The 23,850-nt window shown below is 65.4% G+C and carries 26 protein-coding genes, 2 tRNA genes and 1 pseudogene; 15 read left to right on the forward strand and 14 right to left on the reverse strand.

The window, feature by feature from the left end:
• Window positions 1-11: 11 nt before the first annotated feature.
• The 3 genes from ACIBK2_RS29325 (at window position 12) to ACIBK2_RS29335 (ending at window position 8,697) form a co-directional block, all read left to right on the forward strand.
• On the forward strand, window positions 12-743 hold the full coding sequence (locus ACIBK2_RS29325; RefSeq protein WP_396971711.1) for a hypothetical protein: 732 nt from the start codon (window positions 12-14) through the stop codon (window positions 741-743).
• Between the two features lie 388 nt (window positions 744-1,131).
• Window positions 1,132-4,638 (forward strand): DNA-directed RNA polymerase subunit beta, encoded by a 3,507-nt coding sequence (locus tag ACIBK2_RS29330; protein ID WP_396971713.1) that lies wholly within the window; start codon window positions 1,132-1,134, stop codon window positions 4,636-4,638.
• A gap of 105 nt (window positions 4,639-4,743) precedes the next feature.
• Window positions 4,744-8,697 (forward strand): DNA-directed RNA polymerase subunit beta', encoded by a 3,954-nt coding sequence (locus tag ACIBK2_RS29335; protein ID WP_396971715.1) that lies wholly within the window; start codon window positions 4,744-4,746, stop codon window positions 8,695-8,697.
• Window positions 8,698-8,770: 73 nt separating this feature from the next.
• On the opposite strand, the gene ACIBK2_RS29340 is transcribed toward ACIBK2_RS29335, so the two are convergent.
• Both ACIBK2_RS29340 and ACIBK2_RS29345 read right to left on the reverse strand, forming a co-directional pair.
• On the reverse strand, window positions 8,771-9,187 hold the full coding sequence (locus tag ACIBK2_RS29340) for a hypothetical protein (RefSeq protein ID WP_396971717.1): 417 nt from the start codon (window positions 9,185-9,187) through the stop codon (window positions 8,771-8,773).
• Between the two features lie 49 nt (window positions 9,188-9,236).
• On the reverse strand, window positions 9,237-9,563 hold the full coding sequence (locus tag ACIBK2_RS29345; protein WP_396971719.1) for an NUDIX domain-containing protein: 327 nt from the start codon (window positions 9,561-9,563) through the stop codon (window positions 9,237-9,239).
• Window positions 9,564-9,789: 226 nt separating this feature from the next.
• Here ACIBK2_RS29345 and ACIBK2_RS29350 point away from each other — a divergent pair, with 226 nt between their 5' ends.
• The 6 genes from ACIBK2_RS29350 (at window position 9,790) to ACIBK2_RS29375 (ending at window position 13,287) form a co-directional block, all read left to right on the forward strand.
• The gene (locus tag ACIBK2_RS29350) at window positions 9,790-10,824 is read left to right on the forward strand and encodes an alpha/beta fold hydrolase (RefSeq protein ID WP_396971721.1); all 1,035 of its coding nucleotides are present in this window, start codon (window positions 9,790-9,792) and stop codon (window positions 10,822-10,824) included.
• A gap of 9 nt (window positions 10,825-10,833) precedes the next feature.
• The gene (locus ACIBK2_RS29355) at window positions 10,834-10,977 is read left to right on the forward strand and encodes a hypothetical protein (protein ID WP_396971722.1); all 144 of its coding nucleotides are present in this window, start codon (window positions 10,834-10,836) and stop codon (window positions 10,975-10,977) included.
• An 80-nt stretch (window positions 10,978-11,057) separates the two neighbouring features.
• The gene (locus tag ACIBK2_RS29360) at window positions 11,058-12,122 is read left to right on the forward strand and encodes a glycerophosphodiester phosphodiesterase family protein (protein ID WP_396971724.1); all 1,065 of its coding nucleotides are present in this window, start codon (window positions 11,058-11,060) and stop codon (window positions 12,120-12,122) included.
• 250 nt (window positions 12,123-12,372) lie between these two features.
• Window positions 12,373-12,448: transfer RNA gene (locus ACIBK2_RS29365), tRNA-Glu, on the forward strand.
• An 8-nt stretch (window positions 12,449-12,456) separates the two neighbouring features.
• Window positions 12,457-12,530: transfer RNA gene (locus tag ACIBK2_RS29370), tRNA-Glu, on the forward strand.
• Between the two features lie 286 nt (window positions 12,531-12,816).
• A complete protein-coding gene (locus ACIBK2_RS29375) occupies window positions 12,817-13,287 on the forward strand; it encodes a PaaI family thioesterase (RefSeq protein WP_396971726.1) in 471 nt (156 codons plus the stop codon).
• Window positions 13,288-13,329: 42 nt separating this feature from the next.
• Here the strand turns inward: ACIBK2_RS29375 and ACIBK2_RS29380 are convergent, their stop codons facing one another.
• The gene (locus ACIBK2_RS29380; RefSeq protein WP_396971728.1) at window positions 13,330-14,340 is read right to left on the reverse strand and encodes an aldo/keto reductase; all 1,011 of its coding nucleotides are present in this window, start codon (window positions 14,338-14,340) and stop codon (window positions 13,330-13,332) included.
• Between the two features lie 100 nt (window positions 14,341-14,440).
• Between ACIBK2_RS29380 and ACIBK2_RS29385 the strand changes: the two genes are divergently transcribed.
• A complete protein-coding gene (locus ACIBK2_RS29385) occupies window positions 14,441-15,325 on the forward strand; it encodes a helix-turn-helix transcriptional regulator (RefSeq protein WP_396971730.1) in 885 nt (294 codons plus the stop codon).
• A gap of 44 nt (window positions 15,326-15,369) precedes the next feature.
• Here ACIBK2_RS29385 and ACIBK2_RS29390 read toward each other — a convergent pair whose 3' ends face one another.
• Entirely contained in the window at window positions 15,370-15,975 is a 606-nt protein-coding gene (locus tag ACIBK2_RS29390) for an SDR family oxidoreductase (RefSeq protein WP_396971731.1), read from the reverse strand.
• Between the two features lies 1 nt (window position 15,976).
• Between ACIBK2_RS29390 and ACIBK2_RS29395 the strand changes: the two genes are divergently transcribed.
• Window positions 15,977-16,252, forward strand: a complete 276-nt coding sequence (locus tag ACIBK2_RS29395; protein ID WP_396971733.1) for an ArsR/SmtB family transcription factor — start codon at window positions 15,977-15,979, stop codon at window positions 16,250-16,252.
• On the opposite strand, the gene ACIBK2_RS29400 is transcribed toward ACIBK2_RS29395, so the two are convergent.
• Together ACIBK2_RS29400 and ACIBK2_RS29405 are read right to left on the reverse strand one after the other, a co-directional pair.
• On the reverse strand, window positions 16,204-16,836 hold the full coding sequence (locus ACIBK2_RS29400) for a hypothetical protein (protein ID WP_396971735.1): 633 nt from the start codon (window positions 16,834-16,836) through the stop codon (window positions 16,204-16,206). The two genes, ACIBK2_RS29395 and ACIBK2_RS29400, sit on opposite strands and share 49 nt — an antisense overlap.
• Before the next feature lie 101 nt (window positions 16,837-16,937).
• Window positions 16,938-17,408 (reverse strand): MarR family winged helix-turn-helix transcriptional regulator, encoded by a 471-nt coding sequence (locus ACIBK2_RS29405; protein WP_396971737.1) that lies wholly within the window; start codon window positions 17,406-17,408, stop codon window positions 16,938-16,940.
• An 83-nt stretch (window positions 17,409-17,491) separates the two neighbouring features.
• On the opposite strand from ACIBK2_RS29405, the gene ACIBK2_RS29410 reads away from it, so the two are divergent.
• Window positions 17,492-17,863, forward strand: a complete 372-nt coding sequence (locus tag ACIBK2_RS29410) for a VOC family protein (RefSeq protein ID WP_396971739.1) — start codon at window positions 17,492-17,494, stop codon at window positions 17,861-17,863.
• Here ACIBK2_RS29410 and ACIBK2_RS29415 read toward each other — a convergent pair.
• The 3 genes and pseudogenes from ACIBK2_RS29415 to ACIBK2_RS29425 all read right to left on the reverse strand — a co-directional run.
• Complete coding sequence (locus ACIBK2_RS29415; RefSeq protein WP_396971741.1) at window positions 17,860-18,855, reverse strand: pirin family protein; 996 nt, start codon at window positions 18,853-18,855, stop codon at window positions 17,860-17,862. The two genes, ACIBK2_RS29410 and ACIBK2_RS29415, sit on opposite strands and share 4 nt — an antisense overlap.
• A complete protein-coding gene (locus ACIBK2_RS29420; protein ID WP_396971986.1) occupies window positions 18,852-19,163 on the reverse strand; it encodes a GNAT family N-acetyltransferase in 312 nt (103 codons plus the stop codon). Before ACIBK2_RS29420 ends, ACIBK2_RS29415 begins: the two co-directional genes overlap by 4 nt.
• A 21-nt stretch (window positions 19,164-19,184) precedes the next feature.
• Window positions 19,185-19,646 (reverse strand): annotated as a pseudogene (locus ACIBK2_RS29425) (carboxymuconolactone decarboxylase family protein); the annotation flags it as partial.
• A gap of 172 nt (window positions 19,647-19,818) precedes the next feature.
• Here ACIBK2_RS29425 and ACIBK2_RS29430 point away from each other — a divergent pair.
• A complete protein-coding gene (locus ACIBK2_RS29430; protein WP_357385924.1) occupies window positions 19,819-19,989 on the forward strand; it encodes a hypothetical protein in 171 nt (56 codons plus the stop codon).
• A gap of 91 nt (window positions 19,990-20,080) precedes the next feature.
• Here ACIBK2_RS29430 and ACIBK2_RS29435 read toward each other — a convergent pair whose 3' ends face one another.
• Genes ACIBK2_RS29435 through ACIBK2_RS29445 form a run of 3 tightly spaced genes read right to left on the reverse strand, consistent with a single transcriptional unit; the run spans window position 20,081 to window position 21,860 of the window.
• Entirely contained in the window at window positions 20,081-20,371 is a 291-nt protein-coding gene (locus ACIBK2_RS29435) for a putative quinol monooxygenase (protein WP_396971743.1), read from the reverse strand.
• 29 nt (window positions 20,372-20,400) lie between these two features.
• The gene (locus tag ACIBK2_RS29440) at window positions 20,401-21,408 is read right to left on the reverse strand and encodes an aldo/keto reductase (RefSeq protein WP_396971745.1); all 1,008 of its coding nucleotides are present in this window, start codon (window positions 21,406-21,408) and stop codon (window positions 20,401-20,403) included.
• Entirely contained in the window at window positions 21,405-21,860 is a 456-nt protein-coding gene (locus ACIBK2_RS29445) for a MerR family transcriptional regulator (RefSeq protein WP_396971747.1), read from the reverse strand. Before ACIBK2_RS29445 ends, ACIBK2_RS29440 begins: the two co-directional genes overlap by 4 nt.
• 160 nt (window positions 21,861-22,020) lie before the next feature.
• On the opposite strand from ACIBK2_RS29445, the gene ACIBK2_RS29450 reads away from it, so the two are divergent.
• Window positions 22,021-22,599: a Uma2 family endonuclease gene (locus tag ACIBK2_RS29450; RefSeq protein ID WP_396971749.1), complete on the forward strand. Its 579-nt coding sequence runs from the start codon at window positions 22,021-22,023 to the stop codon at window positions 22,597-22,599.
• A gap of 73 nt (window positions 22,600-22,672) precedes the next feature.
• On the opposite strand, the gene ACIBK2_RS29455 is transcribed toward ACIBK2_RS29450, so the two are convergent.
• Window positions 22,673-23,041: a glyoxalase superfamily protein gene (locus tag ACIBK2_RS29455; protein WP_379291821.1), complete on the reverse strand. Its 369-nt coding sequence runs from the start codon at window positions 23,039-23,041 to the stop codon at window positions 22,673-22,675.
• A 59-nt stretch (window positions 23,042-23,100) separates the two neighbouring features.
• On the opposite strand from ACIBK2_RS29455, the gene ACIBK2_RS29460 reads away from it, so the two are divergent.
• The gene (locus ACIBK2_RS29460) at window positions 23,101-23,304 is read left to right on the forward strand and encodes a hypothetical protein (RefSeq protein ID WP_150399729.1); all 204 of its coding nucleotides are present in this window, start codon (window positions 23,101-23,103) and stop codon (window positions 23,302-23,304) included.
• Window positions 23,305-23,312: 8 nt separating this feature from the next.
• On the opposite strand, the gene ACIBK2_RS29465 is transcribed toward ACIBK2_RS29460, so the two are convergent.
• Entirely contained in the window at window positions 23,313-23,804 is a 492-nt protein-coding gene (locus ACIBK2_RS29465) for a SixA phosphatase family protein (protein ID WP_396971751.1), read from the reverse strand.
• Window positions 23,805-23,850: the final 46 nt, after the last annotated feature.

Below are 23,850 nucleotides of genomic sequence, written 5' to 3' on the forward strand. Positions count from 1 at the left end.
GAGAACCAGTCATGCCGTCTCGTAAGCCGATCAACCGGGTCACCTCCAAGCGCCGTCCCGCCGGTGAACAGCAGGCCCGGCCCGCCGCGCCGCGCGCTACGCCGGCCCGCAAGCCGCGGGCGACGGGCAGCACCCGGCCCGCGGCGACGCGTCCGGCTCGGGAAGACAAGCGTCCCGAGCAGACAAAGATGGTGGGCGGCCGGAAGCGGGCGTTCCGCGGTTCCGGCAGCTCGAAGGGCAGCTCGAAGTCGGGACGCTCGTTCTGGTCGCTGGTCGCCGCCATGCTGGTCGCCGCGCTGCTGCTCGGCGGATTCGCGGCGGTCGCCGCGTCGCACCCCGGCGTCGACGCATCGAACAAGGCGTTCGTCGACAACAAGGCCACCGAGGAGGTGCGGGCGGCCGCCGATCACGCGCTGAAGACCGTCTACGCCTACGACGTGAAGAACATCGACGGCTACCGCAACACCGCGAGTCAGGTGCTCACCGGCAAGATGCTTGCCGATCTGGACAAGTACGCCGACACCACCATCTCCGCGGTAAAACAGGCCCAGACCAGCGCCGATGCCAAGGCCGATCCGATCGCTGTGACCTTGCTCACCGATGATCGGGCCGAGCTGCTTGTCAACCTGGTCGTCAGTGCCACCAAGAACGGCGCCGCGCAGCAGAGCGTCGCGGGTCCGATCGTGCTGCACATGCAGAAGGTGGGCGATCGCTGGCTGGCCAGCGACATCGTCGATCAGTGATCTTCTAGTGGCCCAGGGGATCTCACCCCGCCCTGGTCGGGCCCGCCTACTTGACGAGTTTCGCCGGAGCCGTCACGCTATTCACAACAGCGGCAGCTGTCACAGTGGCTCCATTACGCCCCGTCGTCCCCGACGCAGCCAGCGATTCGGACACGGCGCGCCAGCCACGTGAATGTGCGCACGGGTGGTAGGTTGACACCCCCGTGACGGTTGGTGTACGGTTGGACGTTGCGCTGGCTGCCTCCTGTCCATACCTCGATTTGCACACGTAAGTTCCACCTTCCGGTGTTACTTCTGTTGTTGCCTGTTCGGGTTTCGTTCGGGTTGTAACCAGCGGAATTCGTAGCAGACAAGCGACGGTCGCGGACCACCACGCGGCGCGCGTGAGGTGCTGGAAGGACGCATCTTGGCAGTCTCCACCCAGACCAAGGCAGTTGCCGGAATCCCCGGAGCCCCATTGCGGGTGTCTTTCGCGAAGATCCGTGAACCCTTGGAGGTGCCCGGACTTCTCGATCTACAGACGGACTCATTTGCATGGTTGATCGGTTCGCCGTCATGGCGTGAAAAGGTCGCCCTTCGCGGCGATGTCGGGCTAGTCGGGGGACTCGAGGAGGTGCTCGAGGAGCTTTCGCCGATCGAGGACTTCTCCGGCTCGATGTCCCTGTCTTTCTCTGACCCTCGGTTCGAAGAGGTCAAGGCCTCCATCGACGAGTGCAAAGACAAGGACATGACCTACGCGGCGCCGTTGTTCGTCACCGCGGAGTTCATCAATAACAACACCGGTGAGATCAAGAGCCAGACGGTCTTCATGGGAGATTTCCCGATGATGACCGACAAGGGCACGTTCATCATCAACGGCACCGAGCGCGTCGTCGTCTCGCAGCTGGTTCGTTCGCCGGGTGTCTACTTCGACCACTCCGTCGACAAGACCACCGAGAAGGACCTGCACAGCGTGCGCGTCATTCCGTCGCGTGGTGCGTGGCTGGAGTTCGACATCGATAAGCGCGACACCGTTGGTGTCCGCATCGACCGCAAGCGTCGCCAGCCGGTCACCGTGCTGCTGAAGGCGCTCGGTTGGACGAACGAGGAGATCGTCGAGCGTTTCGGCTTCTCCGAGATCATGATGTCGACGCTGGAGAAGGACAACACCGCCGGTCAGGACGAGGCGCTGCTGGACATCTACCGCAAGCTGCGTCCGGGCGAGCCGCCGACCAAGGAGTCCGCGCAGACCCTGCTGGAGAACCTGTTCTTCAAGGAGAAGCGCTACGACCTGGCGCGCGTCGGTCGCTACAAGATCAACAAGAAGCTGGGTATCCACCTCGGCGAGCAGGTCACCGGATCGGTGCTCACCAAGGAAGACATCGTCAGCACGATCGAGTACCTGGTCCGCCTGCACGCGGGTGACCGCGTGATGACCGCCCCCGGCGGCGAAGAGGTGCCGGTCGACGTCGACGACATCGACCACTTCGGTAACCGTCGCCTGCGTACCGTCGGCGAGCTCATCCAGAACCAGATCCGGGTCGGCCTGTCGCGCATGGAGCGCGTGGTCCGCGAGCGGATGACGACTCAGGACGTCGAGGCGATCACGCCGCAGACCCTGATCAACATCCGTCCCGTGGTCGCGGCGATCAAGGAGTTCTTCGGAACTTCGCAGCTGTCGCAGTTCATGGACCAGAACAACCCGCTGTCGGGTCTCACCCACAAGCGCCGCCTGTCGGCACTTGGCCCGGGTGGTCTGTCCCGTGAGCGGGCCGGTCTGGAAGTCCGCGACGTGCACACCTCGCACTACGGCCGCATGTGCCCGATCGAGACCCCGGAAGGCCCGAACATCGGCCTGATCGGTTCGCTGTCGGTGTACGCGCGGGTCAACCCGTTCGGCTTCATCGAGACGCCGTACCGCAAGGTGGTCGACGGTCGGGTGACCGACGAGGTCAAGTACCTCACCGCCGACGAGGAGGACAGGCACGTTCGTGCCCAGGCCAACTCGCCGGTCGACGTCGACGGTCGCTTCCTCGAGGACCGGGTGCTCTGCCGCCGCGGTAACGAGGAGAACGAGCTCGTCGCCGCCGACGAGGTCGACTACATGGATGTCTCGCCGCGCCAGATGGTGTCGGTCGCGACGGCCATGATCCCGTTCCTCGAGCACGACGACGCCAACCGCGCCCTGATGGGTGCGAACATGCAGCGTCAGGCCGTCCCGCTGATCCGTTCCGAGGCCCCCGTCGTGGGCACCGGCATGGAGCTGCGCGCGGCTGTCGACGCCGGCGATGTCGTGGTGAACGAGAAGGCGGGTGTGGTCGAGGAGGTCTCCGCCGACTACGTCACCGTGATGGCCGACGACGGGACTCGCAAGAGCTACCGGATGCGCAAGTTCGCCCGCTCCAACCAGGGCACCTGCGCGAACCAGCGGCCGATCGTGGACGAGAGCCAGCGGGTCGAGGTCGGCCAGGTGCTGGCCGATGGCCCGTGCACCGAAAACGGTGAGATGGCGCTCGGCAAGAACCTGCTCGTCGCGATCATGCCGTGGGAAGGCCACAACTACGAGGACGCGATCATCCTGTCGCAGCGCCTCGTGGAAGAGGACGTTCTCACCTCGATCCACATCGAAGAGCACGAGATCGACGCCCGCGACACCAAGCTCGGTGCCGAGGAGATCACCCGGGACATCCCGAACGTCTCCGACGAGGTCCTCGCCGACCTCGACGAGCGCGGCATCGTGCGCATCGGTGCCGAGGTTCGTGACGGCGACATCCTGGTCGGCAAGGTCACCCCGAAGGGCGAGACCGAGCTGACTCCGGAAGAGCGCTTGCTGCGCGCGATCTTCGGTGAGAAGGCGCGCGAAGTGCGCGACACCTCGCTGAAGGTGCCGCACGGTGAGTCCGGCAAGGTCATCGGCATACGCGTGTTCTCGCGCGAAGACGACGACGACCTGCCTCCCGGTGTCAACGAGCTGGTGCGCGTGTACGTGGCGCAGAAGCGCAAGATCCAGGACGGCGACAAGCTCGCCGGTCGCCACGGCAACAAGGGTGTTATCGGCAAGATCCTGCCGACCGAGGACATGCCGTTCATGCCGGACGGCACTCCGGTCGACATCATCCTGAACACCCACGGTGTGCCGCGTCGTATGAACATCGGCCAGATCTTGGAGACCCACCTCGGGTGGATCGGCAAGGCGGGCTGGGATGTCGGCGTAGCCGCGGACGGGACCCGTCCCGAGTGGGCCAAGGCGCTGCCGGAGGAGATGCTGGCGGCACCGTCCGACTCGAACATCGCCACCCCGGTGTTCGACGGCGCCCGCGAGGAGGAGCTGACCGGTCTGCTCGCCTCGACCCTGCCGAACCGCGACGGTGATCGCATGGTCGACGACAACGGCAAGGCCACTTTGCTCGACGGCCGCTCCGGCGAGCCGTTCCCGTACCCGGTGGCAGTCGGCTATATGTACATCCTGAAGCTGCACCACTTGGTCGACGACAAGATCCACGCCCGTTCGACCGGTCCGTACTCGATGATCACCCAGCAGCCGCTCGGTGGTAAGGCACAGTTCGGTGGTCAGCGCTTCGGCGAAATGGAGTGCTGGGCCATGCAGGCCTACGGCGCCGCTTACACGCTGCAGGAGCTGCTCACCATCAAGTCCGATGACGTCGTCGGCCGCGTGAAGGTCTACGAGGCGATCGTCAAGGGCGAGAACATTCCGGAGCCGGGCATTCCGGAGTCGTTCAAGGTGCTCCTCAAGGAACTCCAGTCACTGTGCCTCAACGTCGAGGTGCTGTCTTCGGACGGCGCGGCGATCGAGATGCGCGACGGCGACGACGAGGATCTGGAGCGCGCCGCGGCGAACCTGGGCATCAACCTGTCCAGGAACGAAGCGGCCACCGTCGACGATCTGGCGAACTAGGCGGTCGGCCGAATGTCGTTCATTTCGAACGACATTCGGCCCCGCGTTCCACCAACTAGTGAACTTTTTGCTCGAATTCGACCCGAATAGGGGAAAGGAAGTTACGTGCTAGACGTCAACTTCTTCGATGAACTCCGGATCGGCCTTGCCTCCGCCGACGACATCCGCCAGTGGTCTTTCGGCGAGGTGAAGAAGCCGGAGACCATCAACTACCGCACGCTCAAGCCGGAAAAGGACGGACTCTTCTGCGAGAAGATCTTCGGTCCTACCCGGGACTGGGAGTGCTACTGCGGTAAGTACAAGCGTGTCCGCTTCAAGGGCATCATCTGTGAGCGCTGTGGTGTCGAGGTGACTCGCGCCAAGGTGCGTCGTGAGCGGATGGGCCACATCGAGCTGGCCGCCCCGGTCACCCACATCTGGTACTTCAAGGGCGTGCCTTCGCGCCTCGGGTACCTGCTCGACCTGGCGCCGAAGGATCTGGAAAAGATCATCTACTTCGCCGCCTACGTCATCGTCGGTGTCGACGACGAGCTGCGCCACAACGAGCTCAGCACGCTCGAAGCCGAGATGGAGGTCGAGAAGAAGGCGGTCGCCGACCAGCGCGACGCCGACCTCGAGGCTCGGGCCCAGAAGCTCGAGGCCGACCTGGCCGAGCTCGAGGCCGAGGGTGCCAAGTCCGACGTGCGCCGCAAGGTCAAGGACGGCGGCGAGCGGGAGATGCGCCAGCTCCGCGACCGGTCCCAGCGTGAGCTGGACCGGCTCGACGAGATCTGGACCACCTTCACCAAGCTGGCCACCAAGCAGCTCATCGTGGACGAGATCCTCTACCGCGAGCTGATCGACCGCTACGGCGAGTACTTCACCGGCGCCATGGGTGCGGAGTCCATCCAGAAGCTGATGGAGAACTTCGACATCGACGCCGAGGCCGAGAACCTGCGGGAGACCATCCGCAGCGGTAAGGGCCAGAAGAAGCTGCGCGCGCTCAAGCGGCTCAAGGTCGTCGCGGCCTTCCAGACCAACGGCAACTCGCCGATGGGCATGGTGCTCGACGCCGTTCCGGTGATCCCGCCGGAGCTGCGCCCGATGGTTCAGCTCGACGGTGGCCGGTTCGCTACCTCCGACCTGAACGACCTGTACCGCCGCGTGATCAACCGCAACAACCGCCTCAAGCGACTGATCGACCTCGGCGCGCCCGAGATCATCGTCAACAACGAGAAGCGGATGCTGCAGGAGTCCGTCGACGCACTGTTCGACAACGGCCGTCGTGGCCGTCCGGTCACCGGACCGGGTAACCGCCCGCTGAAGTCGCTGAGCGATCTGCTCAAGGGCAAGCAGGGTCGTTTCCGTCAGAACCTGCTCGGCAAGCGCGTCGACTACTCGGGCCGTTCGGTCATCGTGGTCGGCCCGCAGCTCAAGCTGCACCAGTGTGGTCTGCCCAAACTGATGGCGCTGGAGCTGTTCAAGCCGTTCGTGATGAAGCGTCTGGTCGACCTGAACCACGCGCAGAACATCAAGTCCGCCAAGCGGATGGTCGAGCGTCAGCGTCCCCAGGTGTGGGATGTCCTCGAAGAGGTCATCGCCGAGCACCCGGTGCTGCTGAACCGCGCGCCCACCCTGCACCGTCTGGGCATCCAGGCGTTCGAGCCGCAGCTCGTCGAGGGTAAGGCGATCCAGCTGCACCCGCTCGTCTGTGAAGCGTTCAACGCCGACTTCGACGGTGACCAGATGGCCGTGCACCTTCCGCTGTCCGCGGAGGCGCAGGCCGAGGCCCGCATCCTGATGCTGTCCTCGAACAACATCCTGTCGCCGGCCTCCGGTCGACCGCTCGCCATGCCGCGACTCGACATGGTGACCGGCCTGTACTACCTGACCCGCCTGCAAGAGGGTGCGAAGGGCGAGTACAAGGCCGCGGGCAAGGACAAGGCCGAGTTTGCCGTCTACTCCTCGCCCGCCGAGGCACAGATGGCGGTGGACCGCGGTGAGCTCACCGTGCGTTCGCTGATCAAGGTACGGCTCATCCACCAGCGCCCGCCGAAGGAGATCGAGGCGAAGCTGTTCCCGGAGGGCTGGAACCGCGGCGACGCGTGGCTGGCCGAGACCACCCTTGGTCGTGTGCTGTTCAACGAGCTGCTCCCGGCGGACTACGCGTTCATCAACGAGCAGATGCCGAAGAAGCGTCAGGCGACGATCATCAACGATCTGGCCGAGCGCTACCCGATGATCGTGGTCGCGCAGACCGTCGACAAGCTGAAGGACGCGGGCTTCTACTGGGCCACCCGTTCCGGCGTGACGGTCTCCATGTCCGACGTGCTCGTGCCGCCGGAGAAGACCGAGATCATGGAGCGCTACGAGGCGCTTGCCGATCAGATCGAGAAGAAGTACCAGCGTGGTGCGCTCGATCACCAGGAGCGCAACAACGCCCTGGTCAAGATCTGGCAGGAAGCGACCGAAGAGGTCGGTACGGCGCTGCGGGCGCACTACCCGCCGGACAACCCGATCATCACGATCGTCGAGTCGGGCGCCACGGGTAACTTCACCCAGACTCGTACCCTCGCCGGTATGAAGGGTCTGGTGACGAACCCGAAGGGTGAGTTCATCCCGCGCCCGATCAAGTCCTCGTTCCGTGAGGGCCTGACCGTGCTCGAGTACTTCATCAACACCCACGGTGCTCGTAAGGGTCTGGCCGATACCGCGCTGCGTACCGCCGACTCGGGTTACCTGACCCGTCGTCTGGTTGACGTCTCGCAGGACGTGATCGTGCGCGAGCACGATTGCGCCACCGAGCGCGGCATCATCGTGCACATCGCCGACAAGCAGGCGGATGGCTCGCTCATCCGCGACGCGCACGTGGAAACCTCCGCGTACGCTCGCACGCTCGCTTCGGACGCGGTGGACGCCAAGGGCAACCTCGTCATCGGTAAGGGCGCCGACCTCGGCGACCCGGCCATCGACGCGCTGCTCGGGGCGGGCATCACCGAGGTTCGGGTCCGCTCCGTGCTGACCTGCACCACCGGTACCGGTGTCTGTGCCACCTGCTACGGCCGTTCGATGGCCACCGGCAAGCTGGTCGACATCGGTGAGGCTGTCGGTATTGTCGCCGCGCAGTCCATCGGTGAGCCCGGTACCCAGCTGACCATGCGTACCTTCCACCAGGGTGGTGTCGCGGGCGATGACATCACCGGCGGTCTGCCGCGTGTGCAGGAGCTGTTCGAGGCCCGCGTGCCGAAGGGCAAGGCTCCGATCGCCGAGGTCAGTGGCCGGGTGCGGATGGAAGACGACGACCGCTTCTACAAGATCACCATCATCCCGGATGACGGTGGTGAAGAGGTTGTCTACGACAAGCTCTCGAAGCGTCAGCGTCTGCGTGTCTTCAAGCACGACGACGGCACCGAGCGTCTGCTCTCCGACGGTGACCATGTCGAGGTCGGCCAGCAGCTGCTGGAAGGCGCGGCGGATCCGCACGAGGTGCTGCGCATCATGGGTCCCCGTCAGGTGCAGATCCACCTGGTCCACGAGGTCCAGGAGGTCTACCGCTCGCAGGGTGTGTCGATCCACGACAAGCACATCGAGGTCATCGTGCGGCAGATGCTGCGTCGCGTGACGATCATCGACTCGGGTGCCACGGAGTTCCTGCCCGGTTCGCTCACCGAGCGGTCCGAGTTCGAGGCCTCCAACCGTCGCGTCGTCGCCGAGGGCAATGAGCCCGCGGCGGGTCGCCCGGTGCTGATGGGTATCACGAAGGCGTCGCTCGCGACGGATTCGTGGCTGTCGGCGGCGTCCTTCCAGGAGACCACTCGAGTTCTGACGGACGCGGCGATCAACTGCCGCTCCGACAAGCTCATCGGTCTCAAGGAGAACGTGATCATCGGCAAGCTGATCCCGGCCGGTACCGGTATCAACCGCTACCGCAACATCACGGTGCAGCCGACCGAAGAAGCCCGTGCCGCCGCGTACGCGGTGCCGTCCTACGACGACACCTACTACAGCCCGGACAGCTTCGGCCAAACCACCGGCGCCGCAGTCCCGCTCGACGACTACGGTTTCAGCGACTACCGCTAACCCGGTACCGCGCAACACCATCCGGCCCCCGCTCCCTTTCGGAGCGGGGGCCGTTTGCGTTATCCGCCGCCCGTCAATCCCACCAGGCCGTCAACACACCTTCGGTATACGGCCAGCTCCCGAGCGCATCCCCCATCTCATCCGCGTTCTCCTGCACGATCACTTCGTTTGCCAGCCAACGCTCTTCGTCCGCCACCCGAGCGAGCTCTCGCGCCTTGTCCAGGCTCTCGGTCAGCACAAACAACGTGTCCACGTTCCAGGTGTTGTCAGGCAGATCGCGCAATTTGATCAACGACATGGGTGCAAGCCAATCAGGATGCTCGGCCAAAGCCACCCCGAGCCGATCCATACACACCGCCACCCACAGCTCCCGATGCCGCTCCAAACTCGCGACAACAACCCCACCATCGAAGTCGTTGAACCGCCGCCGCCGCACCAACTCCAGCTGAATCTCCTGCACAGTCGCACCAGAAAGCATCGGACCAGTCATCGCCACTCCCTCCCATAACCCATCGAATCGGGAACGAACGCCCCGCTGATCAGCCAAGGTACGGGTGCGCCTGTTGTTCGGCGTGATGTCGCAGGCGGAGTCGGACCGTGTCGTGGATCGGATCGGTGTAAATGCCGAGCAGCCCAGTGATTTCGATGTCGAGCCCGGTTTCTTCCTTGGTCTCCCGAACCACGCACTGCTCCAGCGTCTCGCCGATCTCCATCGTCCCGCCAGGCAACGACCAGTTCCCCGAATCAGACCGGCGCTGCATCAGAATCGCCCCATCCTCGTCGACGATGAGCGCGGACCCGCCAGGCACCAGGCTATTCGCCCTCGGCGCGTCGGGATCTCGGTAGTAGTCCCGCCGGTTGCTCATGCCTGCCCCTGACTGACGAAGTTGGGATCCTCCAGGTCGGCAGCATACGAAGCTTCGGCGGCGTGGCATCGGGTTCGGGGTGGAAAGAGTGATGGGAAATTTATTTTTGGGGGAATATTTTCTGTAAGAATATTTTCAATTGAAGGGGTTTGGTTGGTGGGTGGTGCGGGAGCACGGCTGCGGCCTGCCGAATCCTGGTCCGCCCGTTGCGAAAGCGAGTCGCTTCATGACCGAGTACCACCAGATCTTCGATCTCGGTGACTTCACCACGCAGCATGGTGCCACGCTGCGCGGAGCCTTCCTGGCGTACACCACCTACGGTGTGCTCAATGCCGAGAAGAGCAACGCCATCGTCTATCCGACGTGGTACTCGGGGCGACATTGGGACAACGAGTGGTTGATCGGCGCTGGGATGGCACTCGATCCGGCCGAGTATTTCATCATCGTGCCGAACATGCTCGGCAACGGCCTGTCCAGCTCGCCGAGCAACACCCTCCAGCCCTACGATCGTGCGCGCTTCCCCGACATCACCGTCTACGACCAGGTGGCAGCCCAATATCGGTTGGTGACAGAGAAATTCGGCATCGAGCGCCTCGCGTTGGTGACGGGCTGGTCCATGGGTGCTGGGCAGACGTATCAGTGGGCGGTGAGTCATCCCGAGATGGTCGAGCGGATCGCCCCGTTCTGCGGTTCCGCGCGAACGAGCTTGCACAACAAGGTTTTTCTGGAGGGCGTCAAGGCGGCACTGACCGCCGACTCGGCGTTCGCGGGTGGCTGGTACGGCGAGAACTGGCCGACCACCGGATTGCGCGCGCTGGCAAGGGTTTACGCGGGCTGGGGCTTCTCTCAAGCCTTCTACTGGCAGAAGGAATACGAAAAGCTCGGCTATACCTCCCTGGAGGACTTCCTCATCGGCTTCTGGGAAGGCTTCTTCCTCGACGGCCGCGACCCGAACAACCTGCTCACCATGCTGTGGACCTGGCAGCACGCCGACGTCGGCCGCACGCCCGGTTTCGACGGTGACACCGAGGCCGCCCTCGCCTCGATCAAGGCGACCACCCTGGTTCTGCCCGCCGAGAAAGACCTGTACTTCCCGCCGGAGGACGAGGCCTGGGCCGTCTCGCACATCCCCAACGCCGAACTCCGCGTGATCCCCGGCATCTGGGGCCACTTCGCCGGTTTCGGCAAGAATCCCGAAGACACCCAATTCATCGACGCCGCGCTAAGCGACCTACTCGGCAAACCCGGCGGCCTGGCCTGACCTCGGGCCGTGAACTACACACTCGCGGTGGCGCTCGGCGCGCTGCTGCTCATCGGCATCGTCGTGCTTGCGGCCTGGGACGACCTGCGCGACCGAGGCGAAGACCGAACCGGACAACCCGAAGCGGAGCACATCGACATAAACCGTCCTTGAGTTCACCCGAGGATCGTGGTGGTTCCTGGGATTCATTCAGGCGTCACCGCGACGTCGGCGGTGGCCGTCACAATGGAGGCATGCGTCGAACGGGTGCGGTGGGCGTCGCGGCGATCCTGCTGGGCGGTGTCCTGAACGTGGGTGCGGCGTCGGCGGGTGGGCCGCCGGCGCAGTTCGATCTGCAGGCGCATCGTGGCGGGGCCGCGCTGGTGGTGGAGAACACGCTGGCCTCGTTCACGAATGCGCTGGAACTCGGCGTGCGCACACTGGAATTGGACGTACAGATCACCGAGGACGGGTTTCCGGTGGTCACCCATGACCGTGATCCGAGTCCGGACAAGTGCATCGACACCGCTCCGGCCTTTCCGGGCGATCCGAAGTTTCCTTATGTGCCGGGTACCAGGTTCATTCGAGACCTGACATTGGCTCAGGTCCGCACCATCGACTGCGGCTCGAAGCGATTGGCCGCTTTTCCGGATCAGCGGACGGAGCCGGGGGCTCGAATGCCCTTGCTGTCCGAGGTTTTCGACCTCGTGCACGCTTATCACGCCGACGAGGTCATGCTGAACGTCGAGTCCAAAGTCGAAGCGGGAGCGCCGGAACAAACCGCGCCCCGCGAGCAATTCGTGCAAGTGATCGCGGCGGAAGTGCGGCGCGCGCACCTCGAAAATCAGGTCACCATCCAAAGTTTCGACTGGGGCTCTCTCATGCGCATGCGCGAGGTCGCACCGGAGTTGCCGCTCGTCGCATTGACCAACGGACAGCAATTCCTGCAGGAAGGCCAGCCCGGTGCGTCGCCCTGGTTGGGCGGCATCGACATCGATGACTTCCAGGGCTCACTCCAGGAGAAATTCGTCAGCGCCGCAGCGTCTTTCGGTGCCGACGCGGTATCGCCGGTGCACGGCGACCCGCAGGACGGCAGCGTCGAAGACCCTGGCTATCAACCTTTCACCACGGCAGGTCTGGTCCAAGCCGCTCACCAGCGCGGCATACGAGTGGTGCCGTGGACGGTCGACGACCGCGCCACCATGAACGCGATGATCGACCTCGGCGTGGACGGCCTCATCACCAACCGCCCAGACCTGCTGCGCACCATCCTCGCCGAACGCGGCTACCAGCTGCCGAAGGCCTATCACCGGCCCTGACCGCGTGCCGAAAATAATCGGTTTCGATGATCGCGCGGCGGTGTTACCGTCGATTCATCGAGAACGACGAAAGGTAACGGACATGATCAGCCACCTCGAATCATCGCTGACACAGCGTGAATTCGCGACGGCTGAGGAATCCAGTTACCGATCCGAGGGTGTACGCCCCGTGTCGTGAGTGCGGCGATATCGCCGCACCACACGGGCCGCATCCGGGAATCGCACGGAGCGGCCCTTTTCGTCCCACCCAGGCGCAGTTGCTCTGTTGGCATGGGCACCCTGACTTTCATTCAGGTATCACGTCGGTTCGATTCCGATCTGCGTCACGCACCACGGCCTCGTGCTCTGCTGGTTAGGGCACCGTGATTCTCATTCACGGCACCGCGGGTTCGATTCCCGCCGAGGTCATTCAGGAAAGGCAACTAGCCGGGTGGCTTGGATCGCTTGCTAAGCGAATCGAGGTCCAACAACCTTGGGGATCGTGCCCTCGCCTTTCCGCCGATAAACCAGGGAAAGTTATGCGGACCGGCGTCCGTCACCGTTTCGAAAACGGCTGGTCTCACGGGAGTGAGATGGGGATCGACACCTCAACTTTCCGCCACCGAGCACCTCGGCAGCACCGCTCCGCATGGACAACACGCACCCCACACGGTATGAAATTAGAACACGTTTCAGTTATGTAGTGGGAGATGCGATGGACAGCACGGCCATGGGCGAGTTGGTGATGGCGGGGTTCCAGAAGCTGGGGTTCATCCAGTACACCGGGATCGAAGGGGTGGAGTTCGATGCCGGGCGAAACGTAGTGCGGATGGCGCCACGGGCCGAGCACCTGAATCACAACGGCGACCTGCACGCGGCGGTGTTGTTCGGCCTCGCCGAGACCGCGGCGATGGGCGCGTCCGTGTCGGGCATCGTGGACCTGATGGGGGAGACCTTCATCGTCGCCAGGGACGGGCGGATCGAATATCGGGCGCGCGCCAAAGGCGATGCGGGGCCGTATCTTGCGACGTCCGAGGTATCCGGCGACATCCTGCAGCAGGTGCGCTCGGATATCGCGGCGCGCACGCCGATCGAACTGGAAGTGCCGGTGAACATCACCGACAACACCGGAAAGTCTGTGGCGGCAGCGGCATTCACCGCTGTTATCAGGCCACGCAGGCAGTAATCGCGGCGTGGGTGCGCTCGGTGCACGAGCGCACCCACCCACTCAGCGCTCGCTGTCGAGCATCGCCATCTGCGCGGTGGCGTACCGCTCGCCGGCGATCTGATCGGCGGGCACCGCCGCCTCGATGGTGGCCAATTCGTCCTCGCTCAGCGAGACCTCCAGTGCGCCTGCGGCTTCGGCCCAACGCTCGCGCCGACGCGCGCCGACGATCGGCACGATGTCCGCGCCACGGGTCAACACCCAGGCGATGGCGAGCTGGGCGACCGAAACATCCTTGCCCGCAGCGATTTCCGCGAGCGCGTCCACCAGCTTAAGGTTCTGGCTGAGGTTCTCGCCTTGGAAACGCGGGCTGTGTGCCCGGAAATCGTTGGCGGCGAAGGTGGTTCCGGCCTGCACCGAGCTGCTGAGCAGGCCGCGAGACAGCACACCGTAGGCGGTGATACCGATGCCGAGCTCGCGGCACAGCGGCAGGATTTCGGCCTCGATCCCGCGCGAGATCAGCGAGTACTCGATCTGCAGATCGGCGATCGGATGCACCGCCGCGGCCCGGCGGATGGTGTCGGGACCAACCTCGGACAGCCCGATGTGCCGGACATACCCCGCCTCGATGAGCTCGCCGATCGCGCCGACGGTGTCCTCGATCGGGACATTCGGGTCGAGCCTGGCCGGCCGGTAGATGTCGACGTACTCGACGCCGAGCCGCTGCATGCTGTAGACGAGGAAGTTGCGCAGGGCCTCGGGCCGGTTGTCCACCCCGCCCCAGGCGCCGCCGGGTCCGCGCAGCGCGCCGAACTTCACGCTGAGCAGTACGTCCTCGCGGGGCCGCTCGGCGATCGCTTTGCCGATCAGTAGCTCGTTGTGTCCGGCGCCGTAGAAATCGCCGGTGTCGATGAGGTTCGCGCCGGAATCGAGCGCGGCGTGGATGGTGGCGGCGGATTCGGCGTCGTCCGCGGCACCGTACATGCCGGACATGCCCATCGCGCCAAGCCCGATGCGGCTGACGGTCGGCCCGGTCTTGCCGAGCCGAACTGTGGGGATCTTCGATGTCGTCATGAGACAAGCCTGAACCTCGGGCGGGGATTGCGGCAGAGATCGCTTATCGGGGGATCGGCGATCCCTGGCTGAGTGGCCCGTTCCGGGGGAAAGTAGAGGTATGGACAGAACCGAGCTCGCCGACTTCCTGCGCCGCCGTCGCGAGACGCTGACGCCCGCGGAGGTAGGTTTGCCGCCGGGTGTCCGGCGGCGCACTCCCGGCCTGCGCCGGGACGAGGTCGCGCTGTTGGCGGGCATCTCCACGGACTACTACACCCGGCTGGAGCAGTCGCGCGGACCGCGGCCGTCCACCCAGGTGCTCGCGTCGCTGGCCCGCGCATTGCGCTTCAGCAGCGACGAGCGCGACCACCTCTACCACCTGTGCGACCACGCGGCGCCGGTACGCGAACTCGGTGACAGACACGTCGCTCCCGGACTGATGCACGTGTTGGCCAAGCTGGACGACACCGCCGCCACCGTGATCACCGACCTCGGCGAGGTACTGGTGCAGAACCGCATGCACACCTTGCTGCTCGGCGACCTCGCCACCCGTCGCGGCTGGGAACGCTTCTACGCTTACCGCTGGTTCACCGATATCGAGTCACGCGCGTCTTTCCCCGAGGAGGACTGGGATCGCCTGGGCCGCAAGCACGTCGCGGATCTGCGTGCGACGGCCGCGCGCCGGGCGGGCGACACCGACGTCGCCGAATTCATCGGCAAGTTGCGTTCGGTGAGTGCGGATTTCGACCAATTATGGGACGAACACGAAGTGGCGGTCCGTCTTTCGGATACCAAACGAATCCAGCACCCGCAGGTCGGCCTGATCGACACGATCTGCGAAACATTGCTCACGCCGAGCGCCGCCCAACGCCTGCTGGTCTACCTACCGCGCCCCGGTACGGATGCCGCCGAGAAGCTGGATCTGTTGCGCGTCATCGGAACTCAAACCCTGGAATCCGCCGACGATATCGAGAATCGCGCGCACCGCCCCTCCTCCGCTGGCTGAGTGACACACCGCGGTGATCGACTCGCCCGCCACGCACGTTCGGATCAGGCGGTTTTGATCGCGCCGCCGTCGATGGCGTAGTCGGCCCCGTGGATGGCGGAGGCGAGCGGTGAGGCGAGATAGGCGACGAGGGCGGCTACCTGGTGTGGTTCGGCGAATGTGCCTGTCGTCGAGCCCATTTCGCGGGGAACGTCGCGCAGCAACTGTTCCTGGCTGATGCCGCGGGCGGCGGCGAGTTTGGCGCCGAAGCCGTCCGGCCCCGCCCACTGTTCGGTGCGGACCGGTCCCGGCGAGATCGTATTGACCCGCACCCCTTGCGGCCCGAACTCCTCGGCGAGTCCCTTGCTGAAGGTATTCACCGCCCCCTTGGTCGCCGCGTAGGTCAGCGGCGCGGTGTGCGGAATGCGCCCGCTCATCGAGGAGAAGTTGATGATGCCGCCGCGCCGGTCGAGCAGGCTCGGCAAGGCCGCCCGGGTGGTGCGCACCATGCTGAAGAAGTTCAGATCGAACATCTGCGCCCACTGCTCATCGGTCGACTCCAGGAAGGTCGCCGCGAGCTCGTTGTCCCCGCCACCACCCAGGTTGTTCACGAGCAGGTCGAGGCCACCCAGCGCGCTCGCCGCGCTCGGCAACCCGGTGCGGTTGCTCATCGTGCGCGAGCTCGACTCCGCCAACCAGCCGCGCACCTGCGGCAGCCTGCCGGTGTCGGTCACCAAGGCCACTGCGACCCATCACTGGCGGGTGCTGCGCGAGTCGGGGATCACCCGGGAGCGGCGCGAGGGCCGCACGAAACTGGTCGAACTACGCCGCGCCGAACTCGACGCGCGTTTCCCCGGGCTCCTCGAGGTGGTGCTTGCGGCCACGCCGCCCGTGCCGGATCAGGGCGCGCCGGAGACGTATTCGAGCGCCGCGTCGATCGCGGGCTGACCACCGGCCATCGCGAGTCCGGCCGCCGCGCCGATCGCGGCACCGAGCACCGTGGTGATCGGCACCGTGATGAAGTCGATGACGAAGAGCCCGAGCGGGAAGCCGAGCACGAAGCCGATCCCGGCACCGATTCCCGCGCCCGCCAACACAATCGGCATGGCCTTCTCGACCTCGGCGAAGAAGCGTTCCTGGCTGGCCACATCGCGCAGTGGCGCCTGCGACATGTTGTCCGGGGCGAGGGTGAGCCGATGGCCCGCCTCCTCGATGACCGGATTCAGTGCCACCCGCTTGTCACCGACTCGCAGCGCCATCGGCAGGGCGGCGACGATATTTCCGTCGGGAGCGGTCAGGGTGACGACCCGCCCGTCGTGGATCAGGTCGAAGTGACCGTCCTGGATCGTCGTCACCGCGGCGCGCCGATCCTCGGATGCCGCTACCTGATAGGCGATTTCGGCGAAGGACCCACGCACGTCGAGCGCGGTGTCGGGGGTGGTGGTGGCGGGATCCGCGTGCGTGGCACTGGTACTGATGACGGTGGCCGCCAAGGCCAGCAGTGCCGTCGCGGAGATTCTGGAAACTCTCATCGTGCTCTTTCGGTAGCGCTGCCCCTGCGCAGTGTGTTCGTCGGCGACATTATCAGGCGCAGCCGAGTACGGCTCGGCGTTCGGGCGCAAGACAACTCGGCTCAGAGTTCGAGTTCGTTACTCAATCGACGCAGATACCCGGCGAACTGCTGTCGATCCAGTTCGTCCCAGTCGGCGGTGAGTTCGGTGAAGACCTGCCGTTGCCAGGCGCGGGCGTCCGCGAGCAGGCGCTCGCCGCTAGCCGTCAGCGCCAATGATGTTCGGCGCCGGTCGTGTTCGGATTCGGTGCGGGAGAGGTAGTCCGCCGCCGTGGCGTCGCGGACCATCCGGCTCGCTCCCGAATGGTCCAGCCCGAGTTGATGTGACACCGAGGTGATGGTGGCCTCGGCACCCTGCTCGGCGGTGGCGGCCACCGCCTCGACCACCTGGACGTGCTGGGCGTGCCGCAGCTCGTCGGGCAGGTCCGCCGACGTCCGGTTGAGCCAGCGCCGGGACCAGAAGCGGACCAGTCGAAACAGTGCGGGCCCGCCGTCGGCGGCGGTTCCTGGCCTGGCGGTCGCCCGTCTGCTCATTCAGTCAGCCTAGCCCGACCCTGGCAGTAATATGCGATCCGCATGTATATTTGTATGCATATCGCATGCTTCTGGAGGTAGTCGTGACCATTGTCTTGAATCACACGATCGTGCCCGCGGTGGACCGGCACGCCGCCGCAACGTTTTTCGCCGAATTGCTCGGCCTGTCGGTGGGTGCGCCGAGCGGTCCCTTCGCGCCGGTACAGATCAACGCCGACCTCACCTTCGACTTCGACGACCGCGGGCCGGTCCAACCGGGCCACTACGGATTTCTCGTCGACGACGAGACCCTCGACGCGGTGCTGGCGCGACTGGCACAGTGGCCTGGCGTCGATTACGGTTCGGGCCCACAGCATGGGTGGGACCGAGCCGTCAATCATCTCGGCGGCGGCCGCGGTGTCTACGTGCATGCCCCCGACGGTCACAGCTACGAGCTGTTCACCGCTGTCCCTTAGCCATTGGGAGTTCTGGCCGGGCCGATCCGGCGTTTGCGGGGCTTGAGGTGCAGGCCTGGCAGTGGCGGGGCCGGGATGCGCTGCTCGGGCGGGTGGCCCGCGATATCGGCGAACCGGCCGAGATCGTGGTTCTCCCAATCGTTTCGGGCCGTCACGATCTCTTCGTGGCTGCGGCCCACGAAGTTCCACCACATCACCAGTTCCTCGCCGAACGGCTCGCCGCCGATCAGCGCGAAATGCGCTCCGGCCGTGCTCGTCAGCACGACCTCGTCGCGATCGGTGCCGAGGTACAGCAGCGGTCCGGCGGCCAGCGGTGTGCCGTCGACGGTCACCTCGCCCTCGATCACCATCAGCGCGTGCTCGAACCGGCGCTCCAGCGGAAGGGTGACTTCGCCCGGTGCCAGCCGCACATCCGCGCCGACGATCGGCGTGTAGGCGGTGGCGGGGGAGGTGACGCCGGCCAGCGAACCGATCAGCACGACGGCCCGGATGCCCGGAGCTTCGTAGACCGGCAACTCGCGGTGCTGCTCGAAGTGCGGGTCGATCCCGGTTTTGTTGCCGGGCAAGGCGATCCACAGCTGCAGGCCGTGTCCGGCGTGCGCACCCGCGACTTTGTATTCGGAATGCGCGATGCCGCGTCCCGAGGTCATCAGGTTCAGCTGTCCCGGCTCGATCTGCACGTCCGAGCCGACCGAGTCGCGATGGCGGATCCGGCCGTCGAACGGCCAGGTCACCGTCTGCAGGCCGATATGCGGATGCGGATCGATATCCGGCGACGCCCCGGTATCGGTCACCGTCGGTGAGCCGAAGTGATCGAGGAAGCACCACGCCCCGACGGTCGGCAGATCCCGTTGCGGCAGCACCCGTTCCACGAAAACCCCACGCACGCCGCCGAGCGGCACCTCACGCGAGGGGTACAGCTCGGCCACCGGGCCGGGACCGGCCGCGGGCTCGCACAGCGCCTCCGCCGGATGCGGATCGAGGTCACTCACCGCGTGATGCCCTTGCCGATGACATGCGCGTCGTACTGCGGGTGCTTCTCCAGGTAAGCCTTGATGAACGGGCACAGCGGCCGGATCACCCGTCCCCGCGCGATCACATCCTCGACGGCGTGCTTGGCCAGCGTGCTGCCGAGCCCCTTGCCGGAGAACGCGCCGTCGATCTCGGTGTGGATGAACACCGTCTCGTCGTCGCGCTCCTCGTACTCGGCGAACCCGGCGAGGTCGCCGCCGTAGAACACCTCGTAGCGGTTCTTCTCGTCGTTGCGGACAACCTTGGCTTCCGAGGCGGCTGTGGTCATGGTCGACTTCTCCTTCGATGCGCGGACCGGATGTCTGCTGAGGATCGACACGCGGTTGAACGCGCCGATCGTGGTGGCGGCCCAGACGACGACGGACAGCTGATCGTCCGTCAAAACTTTGCGAGCGAAAGCGTACTCACGCTCCATCGTGTGCTCGCCCGGCAGCGTGGCGGTGATTTCGGCCAGTGCGAGCGCGGCCTGTTCCATCGGTGTGTACAGCTCGGTGCGCCGCCACGCGGGCAGCACGGCGAGCTGCTGGTCGGTGTTCCCGGCGGCGAGCGCCGCGCGCTGATGCGTGTCCAGACAGAAGGCGCAGCCGTTGATCTGGGAAACCCGCACGTTGATCAGCTCGATGAGCTTGCGGTCCAGGCCGACTGCGGCGCCTGCGGCACGTACTTCGCTCGCGACCGCGGTCAGGGCGCGGAATGCGGTGGGCGTCTGCTTGTCGATCCAGACGCGGTCATGCGGTACATCGGGCTTCACTCCATTGGATATTAGTAGCCCGCGGGACCGGGCACCCGGCAGGGGCGCGTTCAAACGGACCAAGGTCCGGCGCATTTACACCGGCATACAGAACTCGTAGAGATCGTTCGCCGCCTCTCGCGTGGGCCGGTGCACCGGACGAACATGGAGAGTTCATCGAAGGAGAAACGTCATGAGGTTCCGCAACCGCACCGCCCCCACCTTGGTCGCCGCCTGCCGCCGCAGCGCGCACCGAATCTGGGCCAGGCAGGATCTCACGCCGCAGGAGCGAGCGAATCTCATGGTCGGGTGGACCCCGCCCGCGATCATCAGCGCGTCGCTCGGCGGCCGATCCTTCCACTGAGGCAGCGCCCCTCCGGCAGAGACAGCGCCCTCAGTAGAGACAGCGCGGCCCCGGCGATCCGAATTCGGGTCGCCGGGGCCGCCTGTTATCGCTAGATCTCGGCGAAGCGCCGCAGCTGGAACGGCTCGACCAGGATCTGATCCAGGGCGGCCGCGCACTGCTTCAGATGCGGTGTCTCGAAGTGTGCCGCCAGGGCTTCGGCGTCGACCCACTCCTCCAGCAGCACGACCCGGCTCGCATCGGTGGGATGCAGATACAACTCGTAGCCGAGGCAGCCGTCTTCGGCCAGGGTCGGCTCGATCATGTTCTGCAACACCTCGCGCAATTCGGCCTCGTGGCCCGGCTTGGCGGTGAAGCGGACATTGAGCGTCAGCGTGGACACGGCGAACTCCTGATCTGTTGTGGTGCTTGCTATTCCCGGCCCGCGGAGACGAAAGACAGGTCGGCGGCGCGGTTTCCGGCCACCCGATCCGCGATCGGCTCCAGCGTTGCCAGTTCGTCGTCGGTCAGCTCGATGGTCGCGGCCGCGACATTCTCGGCGAGCCGAGTCCTGCTGCGGGTACCGGGAATCGGTGCCACCGACAGGTCGCGCACCCGGGCCTGTGCGTGCAGCCAGGCCAGCGCGACCTGCGCCAGGGTACCGCCGCGCGCCTCGGCGATGGTCCGCAGCGGAGCGAGCAGCTCGGCATTGCGGGCCGCGTTCTCCTCGGCGAAGCGCGGAAACACCCGCCGCACATCGCCTTCCGTGAGTTCGGTGACCGCGCCGGTCAGGAAGCCGCGGCCGAGCGGCGAATACGGTACGAAGGTCACGCCGAGCTCGGTGGCGGCGGGCACCACCGTCTGCTCGACATCGCGGGAGAAGATCGACCATTCGGACTGCACGGCCGCGATCGGATGCACCGCGTACGCCGCGCGCAGCTCAGGACCGGTGACCTCGGACAGGCCGATCGCGCGAATCTTGCCCTGTTGCAACAGCTCTGCCAGCACGCCGACGGTGTCCTCGATCGGCGCCTCCGGACTCCGCCGGTGCATGTAGTACAGGTCGATGGTGTCGATGCCGAGCCTGCGCAGGCTGCCCTCCACCGCGTTGCGGATGTAGTCCGGCGAGTTGTCGATGCCGCGATAGGCCGGGTCGTCGGCTTTACGGACGATGCCGAACTTGGTGGCCAGCACCACCCGGTCGCGGTTGGCGCGCACGAACTCGCTGAGGAACTCCTCGTTGTGACCCGCGCCGTAAACGTCGGCGGTGTCGAACAGCGTGACACCCAGTTCCAGCGCCCGATCCAGCGTCGCTCGCGATTCGGTGAAGTCGGAGGACCCGTAGAACTCGCTGATCCCCATGCAGCCCAGGCCCTGCACGCTCACCTCGATGCCGCTGGCGCCCAGCGTGGTCGTCGGCAGCGTTTCCGCGGTCGTCATACCTTGACTCCTTCAGTGTCCTGCACGGTGATCGTGGCCGGCCGGGCGAACTGTGCCTTGCCCTCGTAGATATCGATCTTGTAATCCAATACGGCCACGGTCTGCTGAAGTTCATCGATCTTGGCGAGCACCTCGGCACGGGTATTGCGGAACATCTCCAGCCGCTCGGGGAACGTCGATTCCCCTTCGCGCACCAGCTCGGCATAACGGACCATGTCCGCCACCGACATCCCCGTCGTCCGCAACCGGCCGATCAACGCGAGCCACTCCAGGTCCCGATTGCTGAACCGCCGCTTCCCGGCATGATCGCGCCCGATGTAATCCATCAGCCCGATCCGCTCATACCACCGCAACGTGTCCCGGCTCAGCCCCGACCGCTCGGCCACCTCCCCGATCGAAAACCGAGGAAGTTCCCAGTCGCTACCTCGCTCATGCACTGCGGCTTCACCCACGACACTCGCCCTTCTCGTAGAACCCCGTCGACGCTAGTCACCTGGAGTGCACTCCAAGCAACTCCAATGTACGTAAAACCGTGGTTGGGTTCCGCTCGACTGTGAACTTTGCGTGGGACACTGGGAGCCGACCAGGGGTGGGACGAGCTGAGGAGCGAGGGTGACGGCGATTCCGGAACCATGGCGGCTGCTGACGATTGCCGACTACATGGCGCTCGGAGAAGACGACGAGCGTTGCCGTAGGGAGCTGCAAGAGGGGGTACTCACTGTTTCGCCGTCGCCCACGCCGGAACACAACATTGTCAGCGGCGATCTGTATGCCCTGGTGAAACTTCAGCTTCCACGTGACTTGGTCGCTGTGCCAGATGTCGACCTCAACTTGCAGTTGGTTCCTGAGGATGGGCCCGCCACAGTCCGCCGGCCGGATCTGGTTGTGGTCGAACGGAGCGAACTCAAACGAGTCAATTCCGAAGGTGGGATCCTTCGAGCGCACGCCACCCGTCTTGTCGTCGAAATCGTCTCGCCGGGCTCCCGGCGAACGGATTACGTCATGAAGCGCAGCGAGTACGCCGACGCCGGAATTCCGCACTATTGGATCATCGACCTGCACCCGCCGCTCAGCTTGGCGGCGTTTCGGCTGACCGAAGAACTCGGCTACGTCGACGACGGCGAGGTGACCGATGTGTACACAACCACCTCACCGTGCCCGCTGACCATCCAGTTGGACCAGTTGGACTGATCCAGGTGGCGTAGGCCGACGCCGTAGGCGCTGCGGCACGATCGCGGTCTCGCGTCGGCCCAAACCTTCGCCCTCAGTTGTACTTCGGCAATTCCTGAATCGCCCACTGATTCCCATCCGGGTCGGCGAAATACGTGAACTTGCCCCAGTCCAGCGTCTCCACCGGCTTCGCGTCGACTCCGGCAGCCACCAGCTCCTTGTACGCATCCTCCGCGCTGGAAACCACGATCTGCATCCCGCGCACGCTCCCCGGCGCCGCGTCGGTGATCCCCTCGCCGATGCAAATCGAGCACCCGGACCCGGGCGGCGTGAGCTGGACGAACCGCAGGTTCTCGTTGACCCGGTGGTCGTGATCCGCGTTGAATCCGATCTTGGTGTAGAAGTCTTTCGCGCGATCCACGTCGGTCACGGGGATCGCGATGAGCTCGATTTTCCAATCCATCGCCCGAGCATCTCACCGGTCACCGACAAAGTCCGGGCTTCCGGCCTACCCTGGAAAACATGCCTGGTAAGGACGTCAACCGGATCAGGGCCCGTTCGGCCCTGGCAACGGTCAAGGAAAGCCCGGTGATCACCGCCATCGCGGTGGCACCGGTGGTACTCGCGCTCGCCGTCGTGTGGTGGCTGCTCGGCGGGTTCGCCGCGTTCGTGCTGCTGGTCGTGCTCGGCGCGGTCGTGGTGGTCGGCGGCAAGTTGCTGCGCTGAGCGCCGGTTCAGCGGGGGATGTGGAAACGCACCAGCTCACCGGTTCCCGGATCGACCTGCGTCCACGGCCGGTCGAATTCGAGCACGGCCAGCGCCGAGGTGGGGAACTTGCGACTGAGCTCGATGGCGGGCGTCGAACTGCGATTGCTCGCCAACTCCCATGCCGTCCACGGCATTCCGGGCGCGTGCCCGATCACCAGCAGCGTCGACACGTCGTCGTCGCTGAGCTGCACCAGCTCGATGAGGCTCTGCGGGGAGGCCTCGTAGATGCCCGCCTCGTAGACCACCGGCGCGTCGATCCCGGTGGCCGCCAGCGTTTCTCTCGTGCGAGTCGCGGTGGAACATCGCACCGCGTCGATCGTCGGTTGGGTCTTGCGCAACCAGTCGCCCGCCAGCCCGGCCTCGCGTTGTCCGCGCGGCGCGAGCGGGCGTTCGTGGTCGCCGACACCGTCGGGATACGCCGACTTGCCGTGTCGCATGAGGATCAGAGTCCGCACCATGGAGATACCGTAAGGCCTCCGGTCGCATGGCCTCGAACACACTCGA

The sequence above is a fragment of the Nocardia sp. NPDC050175 genome (assembly GCF_044459885.1).
In the GTDB taxonomy this organism is placed as follows: domain Bacteria; phylum Actinomycetota; class Actinomycetes; order Mycobacteriales; family Mycobacteriaceae; genus Nocardia.